General features: G+C 54.5%; 20 protein-coding genes. 5 read left to right on the top strand and 15 right to left on the bottom strand.

Translation table 11 applies throughout. From position 1 onward, the window contains the following. Positions 1–11: 11 nt before the first annotated feature. The 11 genes from rpoC to RYZ27_RS09300 all read right to left on the bottom strand — a co-directional run bounded on the left by rpoC (position 12) and on the right by RYZ27_RS09300 (position 17,034). Positions 12–4,211: a DNA-directed RNA polymerase subunit beta' gene (rpoC, locus tag RYZ27_RS09250; protein ID WP_406679209.1), complete on the bottom strand. Its 4,200-nt coding sequence runs from the start codon at positions 4,209–4,211 to the stop codon at positions 12–14. Between the two features lie 104 nt (positions 4,212–4,315). After that, positions 4,316–8,440 (bottom strand): DNA-directed RNA polymerase subunit beta, encoded by a 4,125-nt coding sequence (gene rpoB, locus RYZ27_RS09255; RefSeq protein ID WP_406679210.1) that lies wholly within the window; start codon positions 8,438–8,440, stop codon positions 4,316–4,318. 168 nt (positions 8,441–8,608) lie between these two features. Then, positions 8,609–8,989, bottom strand: a complete 381-nt coding sequence (gene rplL, locus RYZ27_RS09260; protein WP_406679211.1) for a 50S ribosomal protein L7/L12 — start codon at positions 8,987–8,989, stop codon at positions 8,609–8,611. Positions 8,990–9,050: 61 nt separating this feature from the next. After that, entirely contained in the window at positions 9,051–9,566 is a 516-nt protein-coding gene (gene rplJ / locus RYZ27_RS09265; RefSeq protein ID WP_406679212.1) for a 50S ribosomal protein L10, read from the bottom strand. Between the two features lie 298 nt (positions 9,567–9,864). Beyond that, complete coding sequence (locus RYZ27_RS09270) at positions 9,865–10,149, bottom strand: hypothetical protein (RefSeq protein ID WP_406679213.1); 285 nt, start codon at positions 10,147–10,149, stop codon at positions 9,865–9,867. Positions 10,150–10,263: 114 nt separating this feature from the next. Beyond that, a complete protein-coding gene (gene rplA, locus RYZ27_RS09275) occupies positions 10,264–10,959 on the bottom strand; it encodes a 50S ribosomal protein L1 (RefSeq protein ID WP_406679214.1) in 696 nt (231 codons plus the stop codon). A 5-nt stretch (positions 10,960–10,964) separates the two neighbouring features. Beyond that, positions 10,965–11,393, bottom strand: a complete 429-nt coding sequence (gene rplK, locus RYZ27_RS09280; protein WP_406679215.1) for a 50S ribosomal protein L11 — start codon at positions 11,391–11,393, stop codon at positions 10,965–10,967. Positions 11,394–11,599: 206 nt separating this feature from the next. Further along, positions 11,600–13,003, bottom strand: coding sequence for an NAD(P)/FAD-dependent oxidoreductase (locus tag RYZ27_RS09285; protein ID WP_406679216.1), 1,404 nt, complete (start codon positions 13,001–13,003; stop codon positions 11,600–11,602). A gap of 173 nt (positions 13,004–13,176) precedes the next feature. After that, a complete protein-coding gene (locus RYZ27_RS09290) occupies positions 13,177–14,061 on the bottom strand; it encodes a M48 family metallopeptidase (RefSeq protein ID WP_406679217.1) in 885 nt (294 codons plus the stop codon). Positions 14,062–14,160: 99 nt separating this feature from the next. Beyond that, positions 14,161–15,564 carry a hypothetical protein gene (locus tag RYZ27_RS09295; RefSeq protein WP_406679218.1) on the bottom strand — a complete coding sequence of 468 codons (1,404 nt, stop codon included), beginning with the start codon at positions 15,562–15,564 and terminating at the stop codon, positions 14,161–14,163. Beyond that, entirely contained in the window at positions 15,565–17,034 is a 1,470-nt protein-coding gene (locus RYZ27_RS09300) for an OmpA family protein (RefSeq protein ID WP_406679219.1), read from the bottom strand. An 84-nt stretch (positions 17,035–17,118) separates the two neighbouring features. On the opposite strand from RYZ27_RS09300, the gene RYZ27_RS09305 reads away from it, so the two are divergent. Both RYZ27_RS09305 and RYZ27_RS09310 read left to right on the top strand, forming a co-directional pair. Then, the gene (locus tag RYZ27_RS09305; protein WP_406679220.1) at positions 17,119–17,931 is read left to right on the top strand and encodes a TrmH family RNA methyltransferase; all 813 of its coding nucleotides are present in this window, start codon (positions 17,119–17,121) and stop codon (positions 17,929–17,931) included. Then, positions 17,931–18,824, top strand: a complete 894-nt coding sequence (locus RYZ27_RS09310; protein WP_406679221.1) for a class I SAM-dependent methyltransferase — start codon at positions 17,931–17,933, stop codon at positions 18,822–18,824. The genes RYZ27_RS09305 and RYZ27_RS09310 overlap by 1 nt, the downstream gene beginning before the upstream one ends. 53 nt (positions 18,825–18,877) lie before the next feature. Here RYZ27_RS09310 and RYZ27_RS09315 read toward each other — a convergent pair whose 3' ends face one another. The 3 genes from RYZ27_RS09315 to RYZ27_RS09325 form a co-directional block, all read right to left on the bottom strand. Next, a complete protein-coding gene (locus tag RYZ27_RS09315) occupies positions 18,878–19,351 on the bottom strand; it encodes an NfeD family protein (RefSeq protein ID WP_406679222.1) in 474 nt (157 codons plus the stop codon). Continuing rightward, a complete protein-coding gene (locus RYZ27_RS09320) occupies positions 19,351–20,304 on the bottom strand; it encodes an SPFH domain-containing protein (protein ID WP_406679223.1) in 954 nt (317 codons plus the stop codon). The genes RYZ27_RS09315 and RYZ27_RS09320 overlap by 1 nt, the downstream gene beginning before the upstream one ends. A gap of 139 nt (positions 20,305–20,443) precedes the next feature. Further along, complete coding sequence (locus tag RYZ27_RS09325; protein ID WP_406679225.1) at positions 20,444–20,926, bottom strand: peroxiredoxin; 483 nt, start codon at positions 20,924–20,926, stop codon at positions 20,444–20,446. A gap of 86 nt (positions 20,927–21,012) precedes the next feature. On the opposite strand from RYZ27_RS09325, the gene RYZ27_RS09330 reads away from it, so the two are divergent. After that, on the top strand, positions 21,013–21,585 hold the full coding sequence (locus tag RYZ27_RS09330; RefSeq protein WP_406679227.1) for a YqgE/AlgH family protein: 573 nt from the start codon (positions 21,013–21,015) through the stop codon (positions 21,583–21,585). 6 nt (positions 21,586–21,591) lie between these two features. On the opposite strand, the gene putP is transcribed toward RYZ27_RS09330, so the two are convergent. After that, on the bottom strand, positions 21,592–23,130 hold the full coding sequence (gene putP / locus RYZ27_RS09335) for a sodium/proline symporter PutP (protein WP_406679228.1): 1,539 nt from the start codon (positions 23,128–23,130) through the stop codon (positions 21,592–21,594). A 194-nt stretch (positions 23,131–23,324) separates the two neighbouring features. Here putP and RYZ27_RS09340 point away from each other — a divergent pair, with 194 nt between their 5' ends. Next, on the top strand, positions 23,325–24,632 hold the full coding sequence (locus RYZ27_RS09340) for a UDP-glucose dehydrogenase family protein (RefSeq protein ID WP_406679229.1): 1,308 nt from the start codon (positions 23,325–23,327) through the stop codon (positions 24,630–24,632). Between the two features lie 303 nt (positions 24,633–24,935). Then, positions 24,936–25,886: a UDP-glucuronic acid decarboxylase family protein gene (locus RYZ27_RS09345; RefSeq protein WP_406679230.1), complete on the top strand. Its 951-nt coding sequence runs from the start codon at positions 24,936–24,938 to the stop codon at positions 25,884–25,886. The last annotated feature ends 35 nt before the right edge of the window (positions 25,887–25,921 follow it).

Consider the following 25,921-nt stretch of genomic DNA (forward strand, 5'->3'; position numbering starts at 1 on the left):
TAAAGCAAAGCTTATTCGGCCGCGTCCGGCGCTGGCAGAGCGGCAGCAGCCTCAGCCGCAGCAGCTTCGCGCTTGGCCCGCAGTTTCTTGTCACGCTCGCCGGCGACGCGGCGGAACTGACGCATACCACCACCTGTACCAGCTGGGATCAGACGCCCAACAATCACATTCTCTTTCAGACCTTCCAGCGTATCAACCTTACCCTGAAGGGCAGCTTCGGTCAGAACGCGGGTTGTCTCCTGGAACGACGCCGCAGAGATGAAGCTACGTGTCTGTAGCGACGCTTTGGTGATCCCGAGCAGAACTGGAACCGCTGTCGCTTCACGCTGATCCTGCTTGCGTGAGCGGCGGATGGCGGCATTGGCTTCTTCAAGCTCAAGCGCATCAACATGCTCACCCTTGATCAGCGTCGTTGTCCCGGCATCGGTAACCTCGAACTTCTGCAGCATCTGGCGAACGATCACTTCAATGTGCTTATCGTTGATCGGCACCCCTTGCAGACGGTAAACCTTCTGAACCTCATCGACGAGATAGTTGGCCAGAGCCTCAATCCCCATGGTCGCCAGAATGTCCTGCGGCGCTGGGTTACCATCGATGATATAGTCACCACGCTTCACATAGTCGCCATCCTGCACGTCGAGACGGCGGGACTTTGGCACCAGGAAGTCAATGGCTTCTTTTTCCGGATCATCCGGAATGATCGCAATCTTACGCTTCTGTTTGTACTCGCGCAGGAAGGAAATCCGGCCATCAATCTCAGCGATCACCGCATGGTCCTTCGGACGGCGAGCTTCGAACAGTTCAGCAACCCGTGGCAGACCACCGGTAATATCCTTGGTTTTCGCACCGCCTGTTGCGACACGCGCCATGGATTCACCAACATTGATCACATCGCCATCGTCAACCGAGAGAATCGCCCCTGGTGACAGCATGTAACGGGCCTCATTACCGTTCGGCAGAGACAGAGCCTCGCCTTTATCGTCCACCAGCATGATAGACGGACGAAGGTCGGCACCTTTCGAGCCACGCCCATCAATGATCACGCGAGACGAAATACCGGTTGCTTCATCCGTTTCTTCGCGTGCCGTCAGGCCATCGACGATATCAATCAGACGGACCGTACCAGCGACTTCGGCAATCATTGGCTGCGCAAATGGATCCCACTCGGCAATCTTGTCACCCGGCTTGACCTTCTTCTTGTTCTTCACAAACAGGGTCGTGCCGTAGGTCGGCTTGAAGGTTTGACGCGTACGACCATCAGCATCTTCAACCGAGATGATCATGTGACGGCCAGTTACAACCATCGCGCCGTCTTCACGGGTAACAAAGGTTGGGTTCTCAAACTTGATCTTACCCTCAACCTGAGCCTCGGTAGAGCTTTCCTCAGCCACAGACGCCGCGCCACCAATGTGGAAGGTCCGCATGGTCAGCTGGGTGCCTGGCTCACCAATTGATTGGGCCGCGATAACCCCGACCGCTTCACCTTTATTGACGACAGTACCGCGTGCCAGATCACGTCCATAACACGCAACACAGACCCCAACCTTGGTTTCACAGGTCAATGGCGAGCGCACCTTGATGCGATCAACACCAGCGTCCTCGATCTCTTGGGCAAGAGCCTCATCAATATAGGTGTTGGCTGGCGCGATCAGGTCACCGGATTTCGGTGCCTTGACGTCCTCGCCAGTTGTCCGGCCCAGAATACGTTCGCTCAGAGAGACGACGACATCGGCGCCTTCCATAACCGCAGACAGTTCGATGCCCTGATCCGTACCGCAATCATCTTCATTGACGATACAGTCCTGAGCAACGTCAACGAGACGGCGCGTCAGGTAACCTGAGTTCGCTGTTTTCAGAGCGGTATCGGCGAGACCCTTACGGGCCCCGTGGGTGGAGTTAAAGTACTCCTGAACGGTCAGACCCTCCTTAAAGTTCGAAATAATTGGTGTTTCGATAATCGAACCATCCGGACGAGCCATCAGACCACGCATACCCGCCAGCTGCTTCATCTGGTTCTTGGAACCCCGCGCACCGGAATGGGCCATCATGAAGACCGAGTTGGTCTCTTTCAGGCGGCCAGTATCCTTGTCGATCTCGGCTTCACCCGCCGCATCCATCATCGCGTCAGCAACTTTGTCAGTACAGGTCGACCAGGCATCAACAACCTTGTTGTACTTCTCACCACGGGTGATCAGACCATCGGCATATTGACGCTCATACTCGGTCACTTGCTCTTTGGTTTGCTCAACCAGTTTCACCTTACTGGCCGGGATTTTCATGTCATCCTTACCGAAGGAAATACCGGCTTTCGCCGCTTCGCGGAAACCAAGGCCCATCAGGCGGTCAGCAAAGATCACAGTCGCCTTCTGACCACAGGTCCGATAGACCTCATCAATCAGTTTTCCAACATTCTTCTTCACCATCAACTGGTTCAACAGGACATCGGCATCAATCTGGTGATGTCGTGGCAGGATATCACCGATCATGTAACGACCTGGTGTTGTATCCAGAATCTTCACAACCGGATTACCATCAGCATCGACCGTCTCGTAACGCGCCTTGATCTTAGCGTGCAGGGAGAGTTGCCCAGTCGACAGAGCCAGCTCAAGCTCGGCCATATCAGAGATAACCATGCCCTCGCCCGGCTCCTTATCCTTGTCGAGCGACAGGTAGTAGAGACCCAGAACGATATCCTGAGATGGAACGATAATCGGCTTACCATTCGCAGGGGACAGGATGTTGTTTGTAGACATCATCAGCACGCGCGCTTCCAGCTGGGCCTCAAGGCTCAGCGGCACGTGAACCGCCATCTGGTCACCGTCAAAGTCAGCGTTAAACGCCGCACAGACGAGTGGGTGCAGGTTAATTGCCTTACCTTCGATCAGCTTCGGCTCAAATGCCTGGATGCCCAGACGGTGCAGAGTCGGCGCACGGTTCAGCATAACCGGGTGCTCACGGATCACCTCTTCGAGGATGTCCCAGACTTCCGGTTTTTCTTTCTCAACCAGCTTCTTCGCGGCTTTAACTGTACCAGCAAGACCTTTCGCGTCGAGACGGGCGTAGATGAACGGCTTGAACAGCTCCAGCGCCATCTTCTTCGGCAGACCACACTCGTGCAGCTTCAGGTTCGGGCCAACCACGATGACCGAACGACCAGAATAGTCGACGCGCTTACCCAGAAGGTTCTGACGGAAACGACCGTGCTTACCTTTCAGCATGTCTGACAGAGATTTCAGCGGACGCTTATTGGTCCCGGTAATCGTACGACCACGGCGACCATTATCGAACAGCGCATCCACCGACTCCTGAAGCATACGCTTCTCGTTCCGGATAATGATGTCCGGCGCGCGCAGCTCCATCAGGCGCTTCAGGCGGTTATTCCGGTTGATCACACGGCGGTACAGATCGTTCAGGTCAGAGGTCGCAAATCGCCCACCATCCAGCGGCACGAGTGGACGCAGATCCGGCGGAATAACCGGCACGATTGTCATGATCATCCACTCTGGCTTGGCACCAGAGGCAAGGAACGCTTCGACAACTTTCAGACGCTTGGAAAACTTCTTGGTTTTCAGCTCTGAAGTCGACTCAGCGAGGTCGTCACGAAGCGTGTCGGCCATCAGCTCAAGGTCCATGTTTTCAAACACTTCCTTGATCGCTTCAGCACCGATCATCGCGGTGAAAGCGTCCTCACCATGCTCGTCTTGCAGGTCCATATACTCTTCTTCAGAGAGCAGCTGCATCGGCTCAAGCGGGGTCAGACCCGGTTCGATGACCAGATAGCTTTCAAAGTACAGAACGCGCTCAACATCCTTCAGAGTCATGTCGAGCAGGGTCGCAATTCTGGAGGGCAGAGACTTCAGGAACCAGATGTGCGCAACCGGAGAGGCCAGCTCAATGTGGCCCATACGCTCGCGGCGCACCTTGGCAAGAGTGACCTCAACGCCGCACTTCTCACAGATAATACCGCGATATTTGATGCGCTTATACTTCCCGCATAGACACTCATAATCCTTGATCGGACCAAAGATACGAGCACAGAACAGGCCGTCACGTTCCGGTTTGAACGTCCGGTAATTGATGGTTTCCGGCTTCTTGATCTCACCAGAAGACCAGCTGCGGATTTTTTCCGGGCTGGCAATGGTGATCTTGATGGCTTCGAAGCTCGGGACTTCTTCTTTTTGCTTGTAGATGCTGGCGACGTCTTGGCGCATGGTGCCTGCTCCTTCGGGCGTTGGGCCGGATTTTCTCCTGGATCGTCCGGCCTATTTTATCTGGAAGACTTTGCCTCGTTCAACGGCGAGGCAACCGTGACCGCTTATTCAGCGGCCACTGGTGATCCACCATCCTCATTATCAGCTTCGATCATCTCGACGTTGAGACCAAGAGACCGCATTTCCTTGACGAGCACGTTAAAGCTCTCCGGGATACCAGCTTCGAACGTATCATCCCCGCGGACAATCGCTTCGTAAACCTTGGCCCGGCCCGCCGTGTCATCCGACTTAACCGTCAGCATTTCCTGCAGGGTATAGGCGGCGCCGTAAGCTTCAAGAGCCCAGACCTCCATCTCCCCGAAGCGCTGGCCACCGAACTGAGCCTTACCGCCCAGGGGTTGCTGGGTGACGAGAGAGTACGGCCCGGTTGAGCGGGCGTGAATCTTCTCATCCACCAGGTGGTGCAGCTTCAGCAGGTATTTGTATCCAACCGTTACCGGGCGCTTGAACTGCTCACCGGTCCGTCCATCAAACACGATAGACTGACCTGATCCATCAAGGCCTGCGCGCTCCAGCATGGTGACAATGTCTGGCTCGCGGGCACCGTCAAACACTGGGGTCGCCATCGGCACACCCTTATGCAGGTTCCCGGCCAGTTCGACCAGTTCCTCTTCGGTATCCGGCAGCTCTTCACCTTCACCATAGACGGTTTGAAGTGTCTTGCGCAGGGCATCAGCATCATTGTTCTCATGCCATTCGGCAAGCGATTCCGTCACCATCTTGCCCAGACCCGCTGCAGCCCAACCAAGGTGGGTTTCGAGAATCTGTCCGACATTCATCCGCGATGGAACCCCGAGCGGGTTCAGAACGATGTCGACCGGTGTGCCATCCTCAAGGAAAGGCATGTCCTCGATCGGGTTGATCTTAGAAATAACACCCTTGTTTCCGTGACGTCCGGCCATCTTGTCGCCCGGCTGCAGCTTACGCTTCACAGCGAGGAAGACTTTGACAACCTTCATCACGCCTGGTGGCAGGTCATCGCCCTGCTGGACCTTATCAACCTTGTCGTTGAAGCGAGCCTCAAGCTCACGGATCGACTCATTGAAGCGGTTCTGCAGGTCATCAATCTCAGCCTGATGCTTCTCAGACTTCAGAGCAATGTCCCAAAGTTCGCTCTCGCGAACCTCTTCCAGCGCATCGGCAGTGATCTTGCCTGTGCTGAAGCCTTTTGGCCCAGCCGCAGCGTCTTTGCCAACGAGGAAGGTTTTCAGACGAGAATAAGTGTTGCGCTCAAGGATGGACTGCTCGTCCTCTTTATCCTCTTGCAGCTGCTCGATCTGCTCCCGCTCGATTTGCAGAGCCCGCTGGTCCTTGTCGATGCCGTGGCGGTTAAACACACGCACCTCAACAACTGTACCGGCATCGCCCGGAGGCACACGCAGAGATGTGTCACGAACGTCAGAGGCTTTCTCACCAAAGATGGCGCGCAGCAGCTTCTCTTCCGGTGTCATTGGGCTCTCGCCTTTCGGCGTCACCTTACCAACCAGAATATCGCCGGCTTTCACCTCGGCTCCGACAGCAACAATACCGGCTTCGTCGAGGTTCCGCAGAGCTTCTTCACCAACGTTCGGAATATCGCGGGTGATCTCTTCCGGGCCAAGCTTGGTATCGCGCGCGGCAATATCGAACTCTTCAAGGTGGATCGATGTATAGACATCGTCGCGCACAATACGCTCAGAAATCAGGATCGAGTCCTCAAAGTTGTAGCCATTCCAGGGCATGAACGCGACGAGCACGTTACGGCCAAGCGCCAGTTCACCAAGGTCTGTTGATGGGCCATCGGCAATGATGTCGCCCTTCTTGACCTCATCGCCCACTTTGACGATTGGGCGCTGGTTGATGCACGAGTTTTGGTTCGAGCGACGGAATTTGGACAGGCGGTAGATGTCTACACCGGACCGGCCTTCCAGCTCTTCAGTCGCGCGGACAACGATACGGGTCGCATCCACCTGCTCAATCACACCAGAGCGAGACGCCATGATGGTTGCGCGACTATCACGAGCCACAACAGATTCCATACCCGTCCCGACCAGTGGCGCATCGGTTTGCACCAGCGGCACGGCCTGACGTTGCATGTTCGAGCCCATCAGCGCGCGGTTCGCATCGTCATTCTCAAGGAACGGGATCAGTGCCGCAGCAACAGACACAACCTGTTTCGGCGAGACGTCCATGTACTGGACTTCTTCTTTCAGAACGAGCATCGCTTCGCCGTTGACACGGGAGTTAGCGAACTCATTGACGAGCTCACCCTTCTCATCAACCTGCGTGTTGGCCTGAGCAATCTTGTAGAGCTGCTCTTCCATTGCAGAGAGGTAAACCACCTCATCGGTCAGCTTGCCATCAACCACCTTACGGTACGGGCTCTCGATGAAGCCATACTTGTTGACGCGCGCATGGGTGGCGAGCGAGTTGATCAGACCAATGTTCGGACCTTCCGGTGTCTCAATCGGACAGATCCGGCCATAGTGGGTCGGGTGCACGTCGCGCACCTCAAAGCCCGCACGCTCACGCGTCAGACCACCCGGGCCAAGCGCCGAAAGACGACGCTTATGCGTAATCTCTGATAGCGGGTTCGTCTGGTCCATGAACTGAGACAGCTGCGAGCTGCCGAAGAATTCACGTACAGACGCAACAACCGGCTTAGCATTGATCAGGTCGTTCGGCATCACCGTATCGATGTCAACAGAGCCCATACGCTCCTTGATCGCGCGCTCCATGCGCACCAGACCGATCCGGTAATTGTTTTCCATCAGCTCACCGACAGAACGAACACGGCGGTTACCGAGATTGTCGATATCGTCGACCTCACCCTTGCCATCTTTCAGGTCGAGGATGACCTTCATGACACCAAGAATATCGTCATTGCGCAGTGTCCGAACGGTATCTTCGGCAGGCTCGAAGCCCTCAACCGCGACTTTCAGACGGGTGTTCATTTTCACCCGGCCAACTGCCGAGAGATCATAGCGCTCGCCATCGAAGAAGAGCTGATTGAACAATGCGTCAGCCGCCTCCTGGGTTGGCGGCTCACCCGGGCGCATAACACGGTAAATGTCAGACAGTGCCTCAAAACGGGTATCATTCTTGTCAGCTTTCAGCGTGTTGCGCAGCCATGGGCCACGACCACCATTGTCAACGTCGAGAATCTCGATCGCTTTGACCTTCTGGTCACGCAATTCAGCAAGCAGCTCTTCGTCCAGCAGGTCACCAGACTCACCATAAATCTCACCGGTCTTGCGGTTGACGATGTCACGCGCGAGGAACTTGCCCTCAACGGCCGCTGTCGGCAGCAGCAGCTCATCTGTGCCGCCCTCAGCGATCCGCTTAACCGCAAGCGCTGTGATCTTACGGCCCGCAGGCGCAACGACCTTACCAGAAGCTGCGTCCACGAGGTCAAAGTCAGGCTTCTGACCTTTCCACTGATCCGGGTTGAAACCACAGATCCAACCCGCTTTGTCCAGGCGATAGACAGAGTGGGTGTAGAACATGTCGAGGATTTGATCAGCATCATAACCAAGCGCCATCAGCAGCGTTGTCGCTGGCAGTTTACGCTTACGGTCGATGCGAACATTCAGAATATCCTTGGCGTCAAACTCAAAGTCGAGCCATGAACCGCGATATGGGATGATCCGAGCAGCAAACAACAGCTTACCAGAGCTGTGAGTCTTGCCCTTATCGTGATCAAAGAACACACCCGGCGACCGGTGCATCTGAGATACGATAACGCGCTCGGTTCCGTTCACGATGAACGTCCCCTTATTGGTCATCAGCGGGATGTCACCGAGGTAGACTTCCTGCTCCTTAACTTCCTTGACGGATTTTGCACCCGTGTCCTCGTCAATGTCGAAAACAACCAGCTGAAGACGAACCTTCAGCGGCGCAGCGTAGGTCAAGTCACGCTGCATACATTCTTCTGTATCAAATTTCGGTGGCTCGAACTCGTATGAAACATATTCCAGAGACGCCCGCTCGTTGAAATCAACGATTGGGAAAACACCCTTGAAAACACCGCCCAGACCATCGTCTGTGCGCTCAGCTTGCGCCGTGTGCATCTGTAGGAATTGTTCATATGAGGAGCGCTGAACCTCAATGAGGTTTGGCATATCGATGGCTTCGGGGATTTTACCGAAGGATTTGCGGATGCGTTTCTTTTCTGTGAAAGAGAGTGCCATCTTGTGTCCCGTATTTTGCCGCATCACCTCGAAGGCAAAAGCGGCGTGTCGCCTGAAACGCGAGGACGCGGCAAAGCCAGAATGACTTTGCCGCGCTTACTCAAACCGGTAACAGCCTCTCGCGCGTGACTGCCCCGTACTCTACAGCCCCGAACCGGGGCAGAAGCCTTACTTGATCTCGACGGTCGCGCCGGCTTCTTCGAATTTTTTCTTCAGCTCTTCGGCCTCGTCTTTTGAGACGCCTTCTTTGATTGGCTTTGGAGCAGATTCGACGAGCTCTTTCGCTTCCTTCAGGCCAAGGCCAGAAACGACTTCGCGAACGACTTTAATTACGCCAATTTTCTTGGCGCCGCCGTCCTTAAGAATGACGTCGAATTCGTCTTTCTCTTCAGCCGCTGCGCCGCCGGCATCGCCGCCGCCTGCAGGGCCAGCTACAGCAACTGCTGCTGCCGCTTTAATACCACGCTCTTCGAGAAAATCGTTGAGCTCTTTTGCTTCCAGAATGGTGAGGCCAAGAAGCTCTTCACCGAGTTTTGCGATATCAGCCATAATTCCTGATGTCCTAATTGGGGTTGATGTGTGTTTGCTGGTCTTTGTTGGGGATACGACCTTACGCTGCTGCCTTCTCGCCGATCACATTGATAGCACCGGCCAGGCCCTGGCCTGGCGCCGCAAGACGCTGACCAATCTGGCTTGCCTGTCCAAGTAGACGGGCAACAACAGTAGCAATTTGCTCCTCGCGAGATGGCATTTTGGAGAGCGCGTCAACGCCCGCCGCATCAAGAATCTCGTCACCCATAAGACCGCCAATGATAACGAGCTTGTCATTATCTTTAGCGAATTCAGAAGCGCCCTTTGCCGCAGCAACAGGATCCTCTGCATAAGCGATAATGGTCTGGTCAACGAACATAGCATCAGCTGCGTCGCCACCTTTTCCATCAAGCGCTTTCTTAAAGAGACGGTTCTTGACCACTTTCGCAACAGCGCCCTGCTCACGCAGTTTGCCACGGAACTCAGTCATCTCCGCAACTGAAAGACCGGTGTAACGCGCCACGATGACGCTGCCAGAGTCAGCAATAACGCCTTCCAGCGTTTTGATGGCTTCGGCTTTTCCGGCTCTATCCATTACGGATCTCCTTCAAACAAGGCGACCGGACCATCCGGGCGCCTGGGGTTGCCTTTACCGGCGTCTAAGACGCCGATTCCAGCGCCTGCCCAGGGCCTCAGCAGACCAGTCAAATCTGTGAAATCCACAGACCAACCTGCATCACCCCGTCTATCAGGGGATTTACGCCTCTTAGAGAAGCCACCCATGGTCTCGGACAGGAAACGGGAGACCGCCAAAATGCCGATCTCCCGCAAGCCGCGTTCCTTAACGCGTCATCCACAAGGGGGCAACCCCCTAATTCACAAAAGTCAAGAGCTTACTCGAGAGGCGCTTGGCGCGCATTCGTCATGTCCTTCATGCGACGCTGAACTTCCTCATCGTAAGCATCCCATTCTGCCTGCGTCGCACAGCGCTTGGTCATGCGTACGCGAGAGCCGGTTTGTGGCTTCTTACGACAAATCACCTCTTCACCATCTTCATTGGCTTCAATGGTGGTCTTGTTGCTGTAATCCGCGCGCTTTCCAGAATACTCTGTGGTCTGTCCGGAAACACAGGCCGCTAAACCGAATAGCGCTGCAGAGGCCGCAATAATCTTCAACATAAAATATCTCCCCAAATTATCAGAATGCCGACTAACGATAAATCAAAGGGACATGCAAATGAAAAATGCCCGCCAAATTTCTTTGACGGGCATTCTAAAAAATATTGGGCAGACTTAGCTTTCAGGAAGCGCGTCACCTGTATCCAGCATGACACCAGCGCCCATGGTTGAGCTCAGCGTGATCCGCTTCACATACGTACCTTTTGCGCCTGATGGCTTGGCCTTCATAAGCGCCCCCACAAAGGCACGAACATTTTTCTCGATCGCATCTTCAGTGAAGGATGCCTTACCGATACCTGCGTGCACGATGCCCATTTTCTCAACGCGGAACTCAACCGAGCCGCCTTTGGCATCTTTAACAGCCTGCGCCACGTTTGGCGTAACCGTACCAACCTTCGGGTTCGGCATCAGGCCGCGTGGGCCAAGCACCTTACCAAGACGTCCAACCACAGACATCATGTCTGGTGAGGCAATGACGCGATCAAAGTCAGACTTACCGTTCTGAATTTCTTCCATAAGGTCTTCAGCGCCGACGATCTCTGCGCCAGCTTCGCGGGCTTCGTCAGCCTTCGCATCACGAGCGAAAACAGCGACGCGAACGTCTTTACCTGTACCAGATGGCAGAGAGACAACACCGCGAACCATTTGGTCAGCGTATTTTGGATCAACACCAAGATTGACCGCAATCTCGATTGTCTCATCGAACTTGGATGTTGCATTGGATTTCACCAGAGCAACAGCTTCGCTGACAGCATAAGCCTTGTCAGCATCTACGGCCTCAGCGGCGGCGCGATAACGTTTTCCAGCCATCTCTCTTACTCCGTCACTTCCAGACCCATTGAGCGCGCAGAGCCCTCAATGATCTTTGTCGCTTGATCAAGATCGTTGGCGTTCAGGTCAGCCATTTTAACCTCGGCAATCTCACGGCACTGGGCACGTGTGACCTTACCGGCAACGCTACGGCCTGGTTCCTGGCTGCCTGACTTCAGACCAGCGGCCTTCTTCAGCAGAACAGACGCAGGCGCCGTTTTCACGATGAATGTGAAAGACTTGTCCTGATAGTAATCGATGACGACAGGCAGCGGCAGGCCTTTTTCCATCTTCTCTGTCTTGGCGTTAAACGCCTTACAGAATTCCATGATGTTGATGCCGCGCTGACCCAGCGCCGGGCCGACAGGCGGAGACGGGTTCGCCGCACCTGCAGGAATCTGGAGCTTCAGCTGCCCCAGCAGTTTCTTAGCCATGATAACCTCTCTGGCTTGATTAAAGTGGCCGGTGGTCTTTCGATCCGGCCGCCGGTTGAGAAGGCCCGTGGTGCGGTCTGGCGACCCTCCCACAGACAAATGTGTTTCACCCCGAAGGACGAAGCGCTGCGTAAACCGTATTCATCTCCATACGTCAAGAGACAGGCACACAGAAGCGTTCTAATAGTATGTCGCTAATTGTACGCCTAATCGATATTGTAGGTCGCCTTAAACTCGGCAAGCTTCGCAACCGCCATCGGAGCCGCACTGCGCATGCGCCGGAGCACGGCTTTCTTCTCAACATCATCAGGAGAAACTTCGTTTAGCATACTCACCGGCCCTGACAGCCGGTTATGGGTCATCCAGTCCCGCACCTTTGGTTCCTGCGACCACATATACTGGTTCATGAATCCAGTTGAGGTAAAGCGAATGAAATCAATGTCGGCGTCTGGCAAAGCCACAGGCGTACAGAGAATGTTCTGCTTGGCCTCATCTCCAAAATTCAACTCAACGTGGGCAATCAGAGCCGCACTGAAAACAGGCTGAAAGGGCCGGATCATCTGTGGTGTGATTAAGGTGCCCTCAAAAACAGGGCGCGGTGTGAGCGCCTTAAGAGCACTCGCAGAGCAATCAACATGCACAGTATTTGGCGTTGTCGAGATAATACCTTCTGCAAGCGTGACCTTATCAGAGCCAATATGCTGCACATGCCCCATACGAACCACATTCTTGATTTTGAGAATTTCATCCCGTTCGGCCCTTGAGATCGTTGCGCCATGGAACATGGTTGGACGCACCTCATCATGAAGCCTGAGGAAATAGCCACACGCCTCAAGCCGATCGAACATGTCATCCTTATCGCTTGCCGCAGCGATGCTTTCCATCATGGCCGCTTGCGTACCCATTGTCTGATCAAAAAAGTCGATATGGGTTTGGGTGTTCTCACGGTCCAACCACCAGGCATCACGACTGATGACCCAGGTAATGTCATCGGGATCAACCCTTTGCTCAAGTAGCCACAAGCATGCATCCAAGCCTGTCTTGCCGCCGCCAATCACGACAAACCCATCAGGGGCATCTGTTATGGTTGGCAAGTCATTCAGGGGCAGGAACCGCACATCCTCATCAATCGAAAAGTTCGGTTTATGTGTTTTGGGAACCGATGTATTGAGGAAACTGCAATCGACCAGTTTTCGACGCGCATGTGCCGTCCGCACTTGCCCTGTGAGCTTACAGGTGAAGTGTCCATCCTTGTGATACTCGCACATCGGGAAGTAGCGAACGCGTCCAGTTGGCAGATAATCTTGCCGCATCAGGTCATCATAATAAGCAAGAATAGCAGCGCCGCTGGATAGCTCCTCTAAACCCGCATTGAGAGTACCCTGCTCGCGCGCCCCGGTTTCAAGTCTGCGTGAACTGACCCCGTAATAGGCTGCAGGCTGGTGCAGTTGAACAAAAGGATAGGCATCATTCCAGTGCCCGCCAGGCTTGGCATACCGATCGATCAGGATGATATCAGCATCAGACTCATGGATCAGGATATCCGCAAACGCCATACCGACCGCACCGGTTCCAACGATCACATAATCAGCCTCAAGTCGCTCAGTCATTCATCATCCTTACTTTGCGTGACGTCATCATCGCCGTGAAGCGTGATAGACAAAGCCGAAGGAAACGTTTCCGCACCTGCAATTGGGCGCGCCCACTCTCTATAACGCATGAAGCACCCCCATGTCCTCACAGGGGTGCTTCAGCAGAAAAAGAATGCACACCGCGATGAACCCTAGATCAGCGCATAGCCTTTGGCATTAATATAGTTTCTGAGCTCAACCGCCCGGCGCGCCGGGTCAGGATGCGTGGACATGAATTCTGGCGGACGGTTCCCGGCGCTCTTGGCATCCATCAACTCCCACAAACGCGGCGCCTGCTTCACGTCATAGCCAGCCTTGTGCATATAATCGACGCCGAGCTTATCAGCCTCTAATTCATGGCGGCGGCTGTATGGCAGGATGACCCCGAACTGCAGGGCTGCACCGCCGAGAGCAGCGATCTCATTTCCATATTTCTGGCCTGTTTCGGTCTGAGCAATCGCAATCGACCCGGCTACGAGGCCAACCTGTGAAGCCATCTGGACAGACATCCGTTCGGCCGCATGACGCCCGGCAACATGCCCAAGCTCGTGCCCTAGGACGGATGATATCTGGTCATCATTTTCTGTCAGCTCAGTGATACCCCGATAAACACCAACTTTATTCCCCGGCATTACGAATGCATTGACGTCATCAGTGTCAAAAACAGCAACTTCCCAGTCTTCCTGATTCCACTTGCGGCCTGAAGCACTGGCGGCCGTGGCCCCGTTCTCAATCCGCTCCCAGATATTAAGAACGCGAGAGCGCAAACGACTATCGCTTGTTTGTGGGGTTTGCTTTTTCATATCTGACCAGGCCGTGACCGCCATTGACGCAATCTGCTGCTCACCAAACATGATGAACTGCGACTGCCCGGTTTCTGGATTGGTCGAACAGCTCGACAGGATCGGCACAACCGTTCCGCAGGCGAGACCTTTGATAATCCCACGACGCGACATCCGGACGGTTGGAGCGTCTTTCAGAATTGCACTGTCAAACTCAACGCTTTCAGCGTTTTCAATTGTTTCGTGGTCAATCATGCCATCTCTCCCTTTGTCCATTTACCATACCCCAGAACATCACGCGGTAAAGCCAGCGTTCAGATTGGCATGCCCGACCTGAACTTAATCTGAAGACACTTATTCAATCAGGGCCTTAGCTTGCGCGATCCACTGCTCGCGTTCAACCCGGCCTTTGAAAGACAAATGCTCCTCGACCCATGCAGCATTTTCCGGCGTCCAAGACGCAATTTGCGCATACGTCCAAATGCCTAAGCCATTCAGCACTTCAGCAATGCGCGGCCCGATCCCACCAATAGCGGTCAGGTCATCGCCGCCATCTTTGGGCTCGTTAAAGGCTTCTGGCTGGGCGGCCTCACCGGCATCACTAACAGCCTCTTCTGGAACTTCTGCTTCTTCGCTCTCAGCCTCATCGCCCTCGAGACTGCGCAGCACAGCTTCTGCAGGATGTTCTTCGGCAGTCTCCTCTGGAGCAGCCTCTTCCTGTGGTGCTTCTTCAGCCGGCTCAGACTCTGCTTCTTCTACGACTTCAGGCTCAGCTTCAGATACCTCGGTCTCCGAAGTCTCTTCTTCAACTTCAACATCACCCGCATCATCGACCTGAGGCTCTTCAGCGGGGGCTTCTTCAACCGCGTCTTCCATTACCTCTTCTTGGATAGGTTCCGGTTCGGGTGTCGCCTCAGCCAGGTCTTCGGCATTGGCTTCTTCTTCATAGTAAGCCAGACGCCCTTCAAGATAGCGGTTACGCCAACGCAAGCGCGCCATTTCCTCATCCTGCTGCGGATTCGCCTCAACAACTGGGACTTCAGCAGTCTCTGCCTCTGCAGGTTCTGCCTCATTGTCGACAGCCAAAACCGGGGTCACCGTCATCCGATTTTCTAGGGCCTCTACGCGCTGGCGAAGGTAGGTATTCTGCCATTCCAGCTTCGTCAGATTGATCGACGTCTCTGCCTCATCGCTCTCAACAGGCGCAGGAGCGACAACTTCAGCGCTCGCTTGTCCGAGTGTCTCAATATCAGCCTCAAGCGCCTGAATACGCTCCTCAAGCCAGACATTACGCTCCTCAAGCTCACGAACCTTGTCACCATCGCCACCAAGGACAGCACCAACAGCTGCGCCTGCAAGCGCAGCACCAGTGGCCTTGATACCATCTGCATTCGTTTCGGCGCTAGCATGGGCCTGTTGAGCCACTTCAAGATCATCCCGCGCGCTTTGAAGCGCCGCTTCAAGTTCGCTCAAACGCTGATCGCGGACACCAATTTCAGCTTTCAGCGCATCTGTTTCCTGGGTGTTAGGTACAGCGCCCTGCCCGGCATTCTCTTCTTTTAGTTTACGTTGCGACGCATAGAGCGCATCGATCTCCGCGCGCGCTTGTCCCAGCTCCGTACGTGCAACATCACGTTCAACCGTGGCCCGGCGAAGCTTGTTCCCGCCCATCAGGCCACGCAAAGCCAACCCAAGGATAAGGCCGAGAAAGCCTGCGACCGCCAGCAAAATCCAGATCTGGGAAATAAGCCACTGCATCTATTCACTCCGCTCCTGAACGGTAAATTCAATACGCCGGTTCATGGCGCGTCCTTCGGGTGTTTCATTGTCCGTTTTTGGGATATCCGGACCATAGCCTTTGACAATAAGGCGTTCTGCCTCAAATCCTGCATCTCTCATATAGTTGGCGACAGCCTGCGCGCGATCCTGACTGAGAGTCATGTTCGCCTCTCTGGCGCCGCTTGTATCGGTGTGTCCGCCAACCTCGAAAAGCAGTGTCTCTGCACAAGTGTCAGAGACAGCCATAATTTTGTCGAGGGTGATACCACTTTCCCGCGAGATAACGGCATTTCCGGTTTCAAACATAACCGCATTGGCATCCATGATCAGATCAAAGGAAGCCTGGCAAGCCTGCAAAGGGTCATCGCCAAGATCAACACCCTGCAGCTCCTCAAGAATCACAGCAACAGGCTCAGCATCAATCGTGACAGCATAGTCCCCTTCCAGCTTGCCCATATCTTCACGCAAGAATTGCAAGGTTGAGGTTGAAGCCTCTCCATCAAAAGTGAAACCGATTTCTTCGGGTTCAAAGGCCATTTCACCACTTTCAAACTGTGTAAAATGCGGCAATCCAAGGCGTACACCTTGAATCCAGTCTTCATACTGGGTGTCCGCTACAGTCATATTATCAATGATTGGTCCATCAAAATGGGTCTGCGCAATCTGGGCAATCTCCGCCCGGTCAGCATCCGTCTCACAACTGCCCGACAACACTAAAGCGCCATCTATATGTTCTGCGGTCCATAGACTTGGGCCGGAAATCCGCGCGATGCCCTGCCATGGGTCTGAAAGGTTAGAAACAGCCGCTGTTACGGCAATGCGGTTGGCATCATCCATCGCGATACCGCTAACCTTAAGCACCCTGTCCGTTAGTCGTGCCTCGCCGGAATCCAGTTTCTGCAATTGCGTGAGGCCAAACTTGGCAATTTCACCCCAGTCACCATCTGGCGCACCCTCCGCAAGCTTCGTACGATCACTCAGTGTATTCGGCATGACCGACATTGCTGCTGTCGCCAACTCAGTCTGCAACGCTTCACTCGGCACAACACCAGTCAGAATATAATCTTGCCCTTCTGTCTTGGTCGCCCGCCAGACAAAAGGCGAAACGACTGAAACTTCAGTTGCTTCCGTCAGTTCGGTTTCGACGCGAACAATACCGCCTCGCAACCAGCCACCTGGTCCGGCTGACGTCAGCACAAGCTGCTGGGCTGCCGCTATGGCACCATCACTTGGAGCATTCCCGGTAATCGTGGCGACCTGACCATCCATAGTGATTGTAGCCCAGCCGAAATCGCCATCATGCAAAGCTGCCTCAGCCTTGGCTTGCAAAGTGGCCTGCATCTGCGCAGCACTCATATGGAAGTCTGACTGACCATGCGTGGCAACAAAACCAAGCAAGACCAGTCCCGAGGCTGAGAGGCCAGCAACGATCGTATTATAAGCACTCATTTGCAATCTCCCCTTCAGACTGCGCGATGCCATACATCTGCATCATGACTTGGAATCACACAAGTGCATGTTACACGGGCCATCATGACTGTTTCCCCCGACCTTATAAGCTCAGCAAGCAATCCTCGCATTAAGCGGCTTCGTAGCCTGGAACGCAAGAAAGGCCGTGCAGAAAACAGCCTTTTCCTGGCTGAAGGCGCGCGATTGATTGAACAGGCGCTTGCGGCAGGCTGGGAGGTTGAGACACTTGTGATCTCTAATTCCGGTAGTGAACGAGACTTTGTTCAAGCGCTTGCTGAGCGAGTTTCTGCAGCTGGCGGAGACGTCCTTCAGGTGCCTGACCGTCTCGCCGGGTCGATCGCCCGCAAGGATAATCCGCAATCTGTGATCGCTGCCATCAAACAGCGCCCACTCACACTGAATGATCTTGATACCAGTCATAAGGGTCTATGGATTGGCCTTTATGAATGTCGCGACCCCGGCAATCTCGGCACGATCCTGCGGACCGCTGACTGCGCGGATGTTGCAGGCGTGATCATGATCGAACAATGCTGTGATCCTTACAGTGTGGAAGCCGTGCGGGCCTCAATGGGGTCGCTATTTGATGTTCGCCTGGCTCGTGCAGATTTTGCGACCTTCAATATCTGGCGCAAGACGGCAGGACTGAACATGGTGGCCGCCAGCGTAAACGGCGATACCAGTCATGTTGGTGTCGATTTCGTACGACCCAGCCTGATACTGATGGGCAATGAGCAATCAGGTTTGCCGGATGCGGTTGAAGCCGAGTGCAATACGCTCTGTTTGATCCCAATGCGTGGCGGTGCCGATAGCCTCAACCTCGCGCAGGCCACCGCGATCATGCTGTATGAAGGCTGGCGTCAGAGAGGGTTTGCCTGATGGAACTGAAGTCCACCCTTTTCCTTGCTGATCAATGGAACAACGACCAGTATAGCCTGCTTGATAGCGGCGATGGGCAGAAGCTCGAACGGTTTGGCAGCCAGACCGTAATCCGGCCCGACCCACAAGCCTTTTGGCCCCCTGCAGCCCCGATAGAAAACTGGACAGCCGATGCACATTTTGATGCAAAATCCGGCGATGATGATCGCGGCAATTGGCGGCTTTTGAACCCCGCAGCCCCTAACGAGTGGCCAATGGAGTGGCGTGGTCTGCATCTGAATGCGCGCCGTACCCCTTTCCGGCATCTTGGCCTGTTTCAGGAACACAGCGTTCACTGGGCTTTTGCCCAGGAGAAAATACGTAGCGCAGGCCGTCCGGTCAAACTGCTCAACCTGTTTGGCTATACAGGCATGATGAGCCTTGCAGCCGCGCAAGCTGGCGCCGAAGTCACGCACCTGGATGCCAGCCCCAAATCGAATGGCTATGGCAAAGAGCATCAGGCCATAAGCGGGTTGGAGGACAAGCCCATCCGCTGGATCGCCGATGATGCGATGAAGTTCACCGCTCGCGAGATCCGCCGCGGCAATCGCTATGACGCCATCGTGCTTGATCCTCCGAAATTCGGACGCGGGACCAAGAATGAAACCTGGCGGTTTGAGGAAGACCTGCCCGGCCTCCTCGCCAATGTCCGCGCTTTGTTGTCTGACGAACCACTCTTTGTAATCCTGACGGCCTATGCCGTGCGCCTGTCTCATATCGCCTTGGCGCAGGCCCTCGCCGGACACTTGAAGGGTTTGGGCGGGCAGATTGAAATGGGCGAAATGGCGATCCCGCATGCCCATGATGACCGCCTGCTACCTACCGCCATCTGCGCGCGCTGGTCGAAAACATAGAAAAACGGCGAGCTTCTGCCCGCCGTCATCAATTGAGATGTGTAAGAACGCTCTTAAGCGACTTTGACTTTCAGGCTGTTGCCTGCCGTGTCTTCGACAATGACGCCGGTGCCGCTCACCGGATTGCTGCCATCGACCGTCTGGGCTGACCATTCGGTATCGCCAAGCTTCACCCGGCCCGAGCCGCCAACAAAGTCTGTAGCAACCACACCGCGCTGACCAAGGGTTCCGGCCATACGCTTGTTCAGCGTTGGGTGCTCCTCAATATTCTCACGCATTTTGCGAAACACTGTGCGTCCCATAATGAACAAGCCTGTCGAGGCGATGGCGAAGACAATCAATTGCCCTTGCCAGGCGGCCATTTCAGCCGGGGCGAGCGCCGCGAACACTGATGTCAAAGCTGCGGCTATCGCGATCCAGAGCAGATCAAATGTCCCCAAAACCATCTCAACCGAGATCAGGAACAGTCCCAGGGCCAGCCAGTGCCAGGCCGTGGGCGGCCACAGAGAGAAATCAAGACCGTCCATTAGTTACCCCCTGTTGGTGGCACCCCTAGACGGGCCGTCGTCGCATCCTTGGCCGCATCGGTGAGGCCTTTAATGCCCTCAATCGTGCCGAGGATTGAGCTGAACTCAGCCGGGATGATAACCGTCTTGTTGCCACCCGCCATCGCCAGCTTCTCAAAGGCGGCAACATATTGCTGTCCAAGGAAGTAATTAATCGCGTTAACGTCACCCTTGGCAATCGCTTCAGATACGAAGGCTGTCGCTTTGGCTTCGGCTTCACCCTCACGCTCACGCGCTTCAGCATCACGGAAAGCAGCTTCCCGGCGCCCTTCAGCCTCAAGGATAGTAGACTGCTTTTCCCCTTCGGCACGCAGAATGGCTGACTGTTTTTCACCTTCAGCGGTCAGAATTTCCGCACGCTTGAGGCGCTCGGCCTTCATCTGGCGCGCCATGGCTTCGGTGATGTCGGCTGGTGGAGAAAGATCGGCAATCTCAATCCGAGTGACCTTCACGCCCCAAGGGTTGGTCGCAGAATCAACCACTGAGAGCAAACGCGCATTGATGTCATCGCGATTAGACAGGACTTCATCGAGGTCCATTGAGCCAACCACTGTCCTGATATTGGTTAGCGAGAGGTTGGTAATCGCGTTTTCAAGATTATTCACCTCATAAGCGGCAGCAACCGGATCAATCACTTGTGTAAACACAACCGCGTCACAGGATACCTGCGCATTATCGCGGGTAATCACTTCCTGTGTCGGGATATCGAGTACACTCTCCATCATGTTCATCTTGCGCCCAACGCGCTGATAGAACGGGATCAGAAAGTGCATGCCAGGCCCCAGCGTGCGCGTATAACGCCCAAACGCCTCGACCGTGAAATTAAAGCCTTGCGGGACCACTTTCACCGCTGAAGTCAGCAAGACAAAAGCAGCAACCGCCAAAAGGCCAAGTAGGATAAGTTGAGATTCCATTTTTGGTCCTCCCTGATTATGACCAATAGTTCATGTGGGAAGACATTTTCCGTTTTTCAATAATTTATCATCGAAAAACGGCGCATCTGTCCTCCAGATACGCCGTTGTCACACGATTCCGTGACTCTTTTCGCTTTATTTAGAGCTGGCCGAGCAGGTGCTCTGCACTGGACACGGCAAAGCCGCCGCCATCTTCAACGTTCAGCTCAGCCACTTCGCCATCTTTGACCAGCATGGAGTAGCGCTGAGACCGGCTGCCCATACCAAAACCACTGGCATCCAGCTCAAGGCCAATCGCCTTGGCAAAGTCACCATTGCCATCGGCAAGCATGCGTACTTTGCCATCCGCGCCGCTCTCGCTGCCCCATGCCCCCATAACGAAAACATCATTCACGGATGTACAGACAATCTCGTCCACACCTTTGGCGGCCAGCTCGCCTTGCTTCTCAACAAAGCCCGGCAGGTGCTTGGCAGAACATGTCGGCGTATAGGCGCCCGGTACAGCAAACATGGCAACCGTCTTGCCCGCGAACACGTCCGCCGTGCTGCGCGGTTCTGGTCCATTTGCCGTCATTTCCATGAAGGTCGTTTCGGGAAGTTTATCACCAACCTTGATTGTCATCGCCGTCTCTCCTGTTTTGACTTACCTGCCATGTAAGGGCGATGTGTCGCTTGCCAAGCCAAGAAAGTTCCGTCAGCCTCTTCGCCATGGATGAAACAGACACAGATGGCCTGACAGGCAAATTGCTGGTGGCGATGCCCGGGATTGGCGATGATCGGTTCGAGCGAGCCGTGATCCTCGTCTGCGCCCATGCCGAGAGCTATGCCATGGGGCTGGTCCTGAATGATCCGATGGATAATCTTACCCTGCCTGATCTCTTTGATCAGCTAGGCATTGAGCAGGATATAAAACTGCCCGAAGTCCCGGTGTTGAATGGCGGACCAGTTGGCACCGATCGTGGCTTTGTCATCCATTCCAATGACTATTTCAGTGATGGCGCAACGATGACTGTCACTGACAGCCTATGTATGACGGCAACGCGGGATGTGCTTGTGGCCATGGCCAGTGGCGCGTCCCCGCGCAAATCAGTGCTGAGCCTTGGCTATTCTGGCTGGGGACCAGGGCAGCTGGAATATGAGCTTAGCCAGAATGCCTGGATCGTTGCAGACCCCATCCCAGATTTGGTGTTCAGCGCTGACTATGCCGCAAAGTGGGAAGCCACGCTTGAGCAGATCGGGATCGATCCAGCTTTCCTGCACATGGATGGCGGCGAGGCCTAACGCGCGCTAGCTCGCCGCTTTCACCATGACCTCGCGCATGTCCGCATAGCCTTTGGCGACATCTGCTTTCACGTTTCGGCCAAACAGGCTGACTATAATTGCGGAAGCCCCTGCCATGAGGAAGCCCGGAACGATCTCATAAATCACGCTTGAGAGGCTCTGCCCATCAATTGTAATAGGCGCATAGAGCCAGAACAGAACAGTCCCTGCCCCGACAATCATGCCGGCGAGTGCGCCATCGCGGGTCATCTTACCCCAAAACAGGCTTAGCAAGATGATTGGCCCAAATGCGGCGCCAAATCCGGCCCATGCATTTGAAACCAGTGAGAGAATATTGCTGGAGCGATCAAACGCTAAAGCAATTGCGACGAGGCAAACGACGATCGTCGCAACCCGCCCAATCAGGACCAATTCTGACTGGCTCGCTTCCCGGCGCAGGAAAGTCTTGTACAGATCCTCTGTCAAAGAACTGGATGAGACCAGAAGCTGCGAGGAGATCGTGCTCATAATCGCAGCGAGTATGGCTGCCAACAAGAAGCCGGACACAAGTGGATGGAACAGGGTCTGGCTCAGCAAAATGAAGATGGTTTCCGGGTCAGACAGGTCTGCCTGCAATCCGTTTTGCTGAACATATGCGACGCCAACATAGCCGACCAGAACCGCCCCAAGGACGGTCACAAACATCCAGCTCATACCGATCCAACGGGCGACAGCAACGTCCTTCAGGCTACGAATGGCCATGAACCGAACGATAATGTGCGGCTGGCCGAAATAGCCGAGCCCCCAAGCCATGAGCGAGATAAAGCCTAACAAGGTCATGCTTTCAGGCCAAAGCGAAAAGAACTGCGTACCTGAATCTGTGCCCGCAGGAACCGTCGCTTCGACAATACTGGTTTCTGCGCCGCCTATCCCGCCAATCGCAAAGAAAGCGATCACCGGAACCAGAACCAGCGCGATGAACATGATGCAGCCCTGCACAAAGTCCGTCAGACTGACCGCCATGAACCCGCCAATCACAGTATAAGCCAAGACAACGCCGGCTGTGAGGAACAGCCCTAATTGATAATCAAGCCCAAACGAGGCTTCAAACAGCTTTCCACCCGCGACGATCCCAGCGGATGTGTAGAGCGTAAAAAAGATGATGATTACCAGAGCCGAGATCAGCCGCAAGGCATGCGAGCGATCATTGAACCGGTTCTCGAAAAAGTCCGGAATGGTAATCGAGTCATTCGCCATCTCCGTATAAACACGAAGACGGGGCGCTACGAAGCGATAGTTCAGGTAAGCACCAATCAACAAACCAACGACAATCCAGGCGGCGGAAAAACCACCGACATAAACCGCGCCCGGCAAGCCCATCAGCATCCAGCCACTCATGTCCGACGCCCCAGCTGATAAAGCACCAACTGCAGGATGCAGTTTGCGTCCACCAAGCATGTATTCCGAAACATCACTGGTCGATGTTCGATAGGCGTAAAGGCCAATGGCCAACATCAGAGCGAAATAGGCCCCAAGCGAAATCATTTCAGGTAAGCTGATTGTCATGGGAATCGTCTTTATCGCGCCTCATACGATTTGTCTTGTACCCACGATTTTCTAAGCGTCAGCGCTCGGAACACCCTAAAACAGATGACAAACTATTATGCAGGACTTGCGGCGATCCCGCACTTGACCCTTTTGGCAAAAAAGCGCACCCCTCGCCCCGACTTTAAGGACACCAGTAAACTGAGAGGTGAGCCATGCGTGTAGCGATGATTGGGACAGGCTATGTTGGTCTTGTCAGTGGGGCTTGTTTTGCCGATTTCGGCCATGTCGTAACTTGCGTTGATAAGGACGCCAGCAAGATTGACCGCCTGCACGAAGGCATCATGCCGATTTATGAGCCGGGCCTCGACAAGCTGGTTGAAACCAATGTTCAGGAAGAGCGCCTCTTCTTCACGACAGAGGCGAAGGATGCAATTGCCGATGCCGATGCCGTTTTCATTGCTGTCGGCACACCCTCCCGGCGTGGCGATGGTCATGCGGACCTGTCTTACGTTTATGCCGCCGCTGAAGAAATCGCCAAGCTGATGACTGGCTTCACTGTGGTTGTCACTAAATCGACGGTCCCGGTTGGCACAGGCGATGAGGTCGAAGCGATCATTCGCAAGACCAATCCAGATGCGGATTTTGCGGTTGTCTCAAACCCGGAATTCCTGCGCGAAGGTGCTGCAATTGGCGACTTCAAACGTCCGGATCGCGTGGTCGTCGGCACTGATAATGAGCAAGCCAAAGAGGTCATGCGCGAGCTTTACCGCCCGCTTTACCTGAATGAGACCCCAATCGTCTTCACCAACCGCCGCACATCTGAACTAATCAAATATGCCGCCAACGCTTTCCTTGCAGTGAAGATCACCTTCATCAACGAGATGGCGGACCTTTGCGAAAAAGTCGGCGCGAACGTACAGGAAGTTTCTAAAGGCATCGGTCTTGATGGCCGGATCGGGCCAAAATTCCTGAATGCCGGGCCCGGCTATGGCGGCTCCTGCTTCCCGAAAGATACGCTGGCGCTCACCAAAACCGCCAATGATCATAATAGTCCAGTGCGCATTGTCGATACGGTTGTGGAGGTCAACGCTGCGCGCAAGAAAGCGATGGCGGATAAAGTCATCGCGGCCATGGGCGGCGACGTCTCCGGCAAGACAATTGGTATTCTAGGCCTCGCCTTTAAGCCGAACACAGACGATATGCGCGATGCTCCAAGCCTCGACATCATTCCAGCGCTGATCGCTGCAGGCGCAACTATCAAAGCCTATGACCCCGAAAGCATGGAAGAAGCCAGCCACATGATGGAAGGTATCAACTATGCCAAGAACCCGTATGAAGCGCTGGAAGGCGCTGATGCCATGGTGATCATCACCGAGTGGAACCAGTTCCGTGCGCTTGATCTGGATCGCGTTAAAGACACGCTGAATGGCAATGTCGTTGTTGACCTGCGTAATATTTACGAAGCATCTGACATGGCCAAACGCGGTTTTGCCTATACGAGCATCGGACGACCTGTCTGATGGTGATCAGTCGGGCCTCATTCGTCTTTCTCTTTGTTATTTTGGGAATGATGGGATACCTGACAGGCGGATCGCCTACCGAGAGTGAAGTCTTCAAATATACTGGTGTCGGCTTGTTATCTGTTGGCACATTGAGCTTCGTTCTTGTGTTACAAAGGCTTCAACGCTGGCAAGTTGTTGTTCTATCCTTTTTGGCGGCTCCAATTTATTGGGGCATTGGAAGACTAGTGACTACGATACTGACTTGATATCGAAAGCTATATCCCCCTTGCCAAATGGCATCACCCACGCTTGAGAAATGACATGCATCTTGAAAAACGTATCCTAGTGACCGGCGGAGCCGGATTTATCGGGTCTCACCTATGTGAGGCTTTGCTAAAAACTGGCGCTGAAGTGCTCTGTGTCGACAATTTCTTCACGGGCGCACGGGCAAATGTCGCGCATCTGCTCGACAATAAGCATTTCGAAATGCTGCGCCACGATGTGACGATCCCGCTCTTTGTTGAGGTTGATCAGGTCTACAACATGGCTTGCCCGGCAAGTCCGGTGCACTATCAGTTTGACCCGGTTCAGACGACCAAAACCAGCGTGCATGGCGCTATCAACATGCTTGGCCTCGCCAAGCGGACCAAGGCGCGCATTCTGCAAGCTTCCACCTCTGAAGTGTATGGCGACCCGGACGTTCACCCCCAACAGGAAGACTATTGGGGCAATGTGAACCCAATCGGCCCGCGCTCCTGCTATGATGAGGGCAAGCGCTGCGCCGAAACCCTGTTCTTTGACTATTACCGTCAGCACCAACTCGACATCAAAGTCGCGCGGATCTTCAACACCTATGGCCCGCGTATGCATCCTAATGATGGCCGGGTTGTCTCTAATTTCATTGTACAGGCCCTGCGCGGTGAGGACATAACGCTTTACGGCGATGGCCAGCAAACCCGTAGCTTCTGCTATGTTGACGATCTGGTTCGTGGGCTGATCGCCCTCATGGAAAGCCCTGAAGGTGTGACCGGACCGATCAATCTCGGAAATCCAGGCGAGTTCACCATTCGCGAACTGGCCGAGCATGTGATCGACCTGACCGGCTCAAAATCACAGCTGACCAACAAGCCTCTACCCGAGGATGATCCCAAGAAGCGTCGCCCGGACATTACCCGCGCCAAGGATCAGCTTGATTGGGAGCCAACGATCAAACTGCGCGACGGTTTGGTGAAAACGATCACCTATTTTGATGAGCTGCTGCAAAAGCTCTAGGAATCGCGGCACGATGCGCTAAGCGGTTGGATTAT

Origin of the sequence: Hyphomonas sp. FCG-A18 (assembly GCF_045287255.1) — a bacterium.
Lineage (GTDB): Bacteria > Pseudomonadota > Alphaproteobacteria > Caulobacterales > Hyphomonadaceae > Henriciella.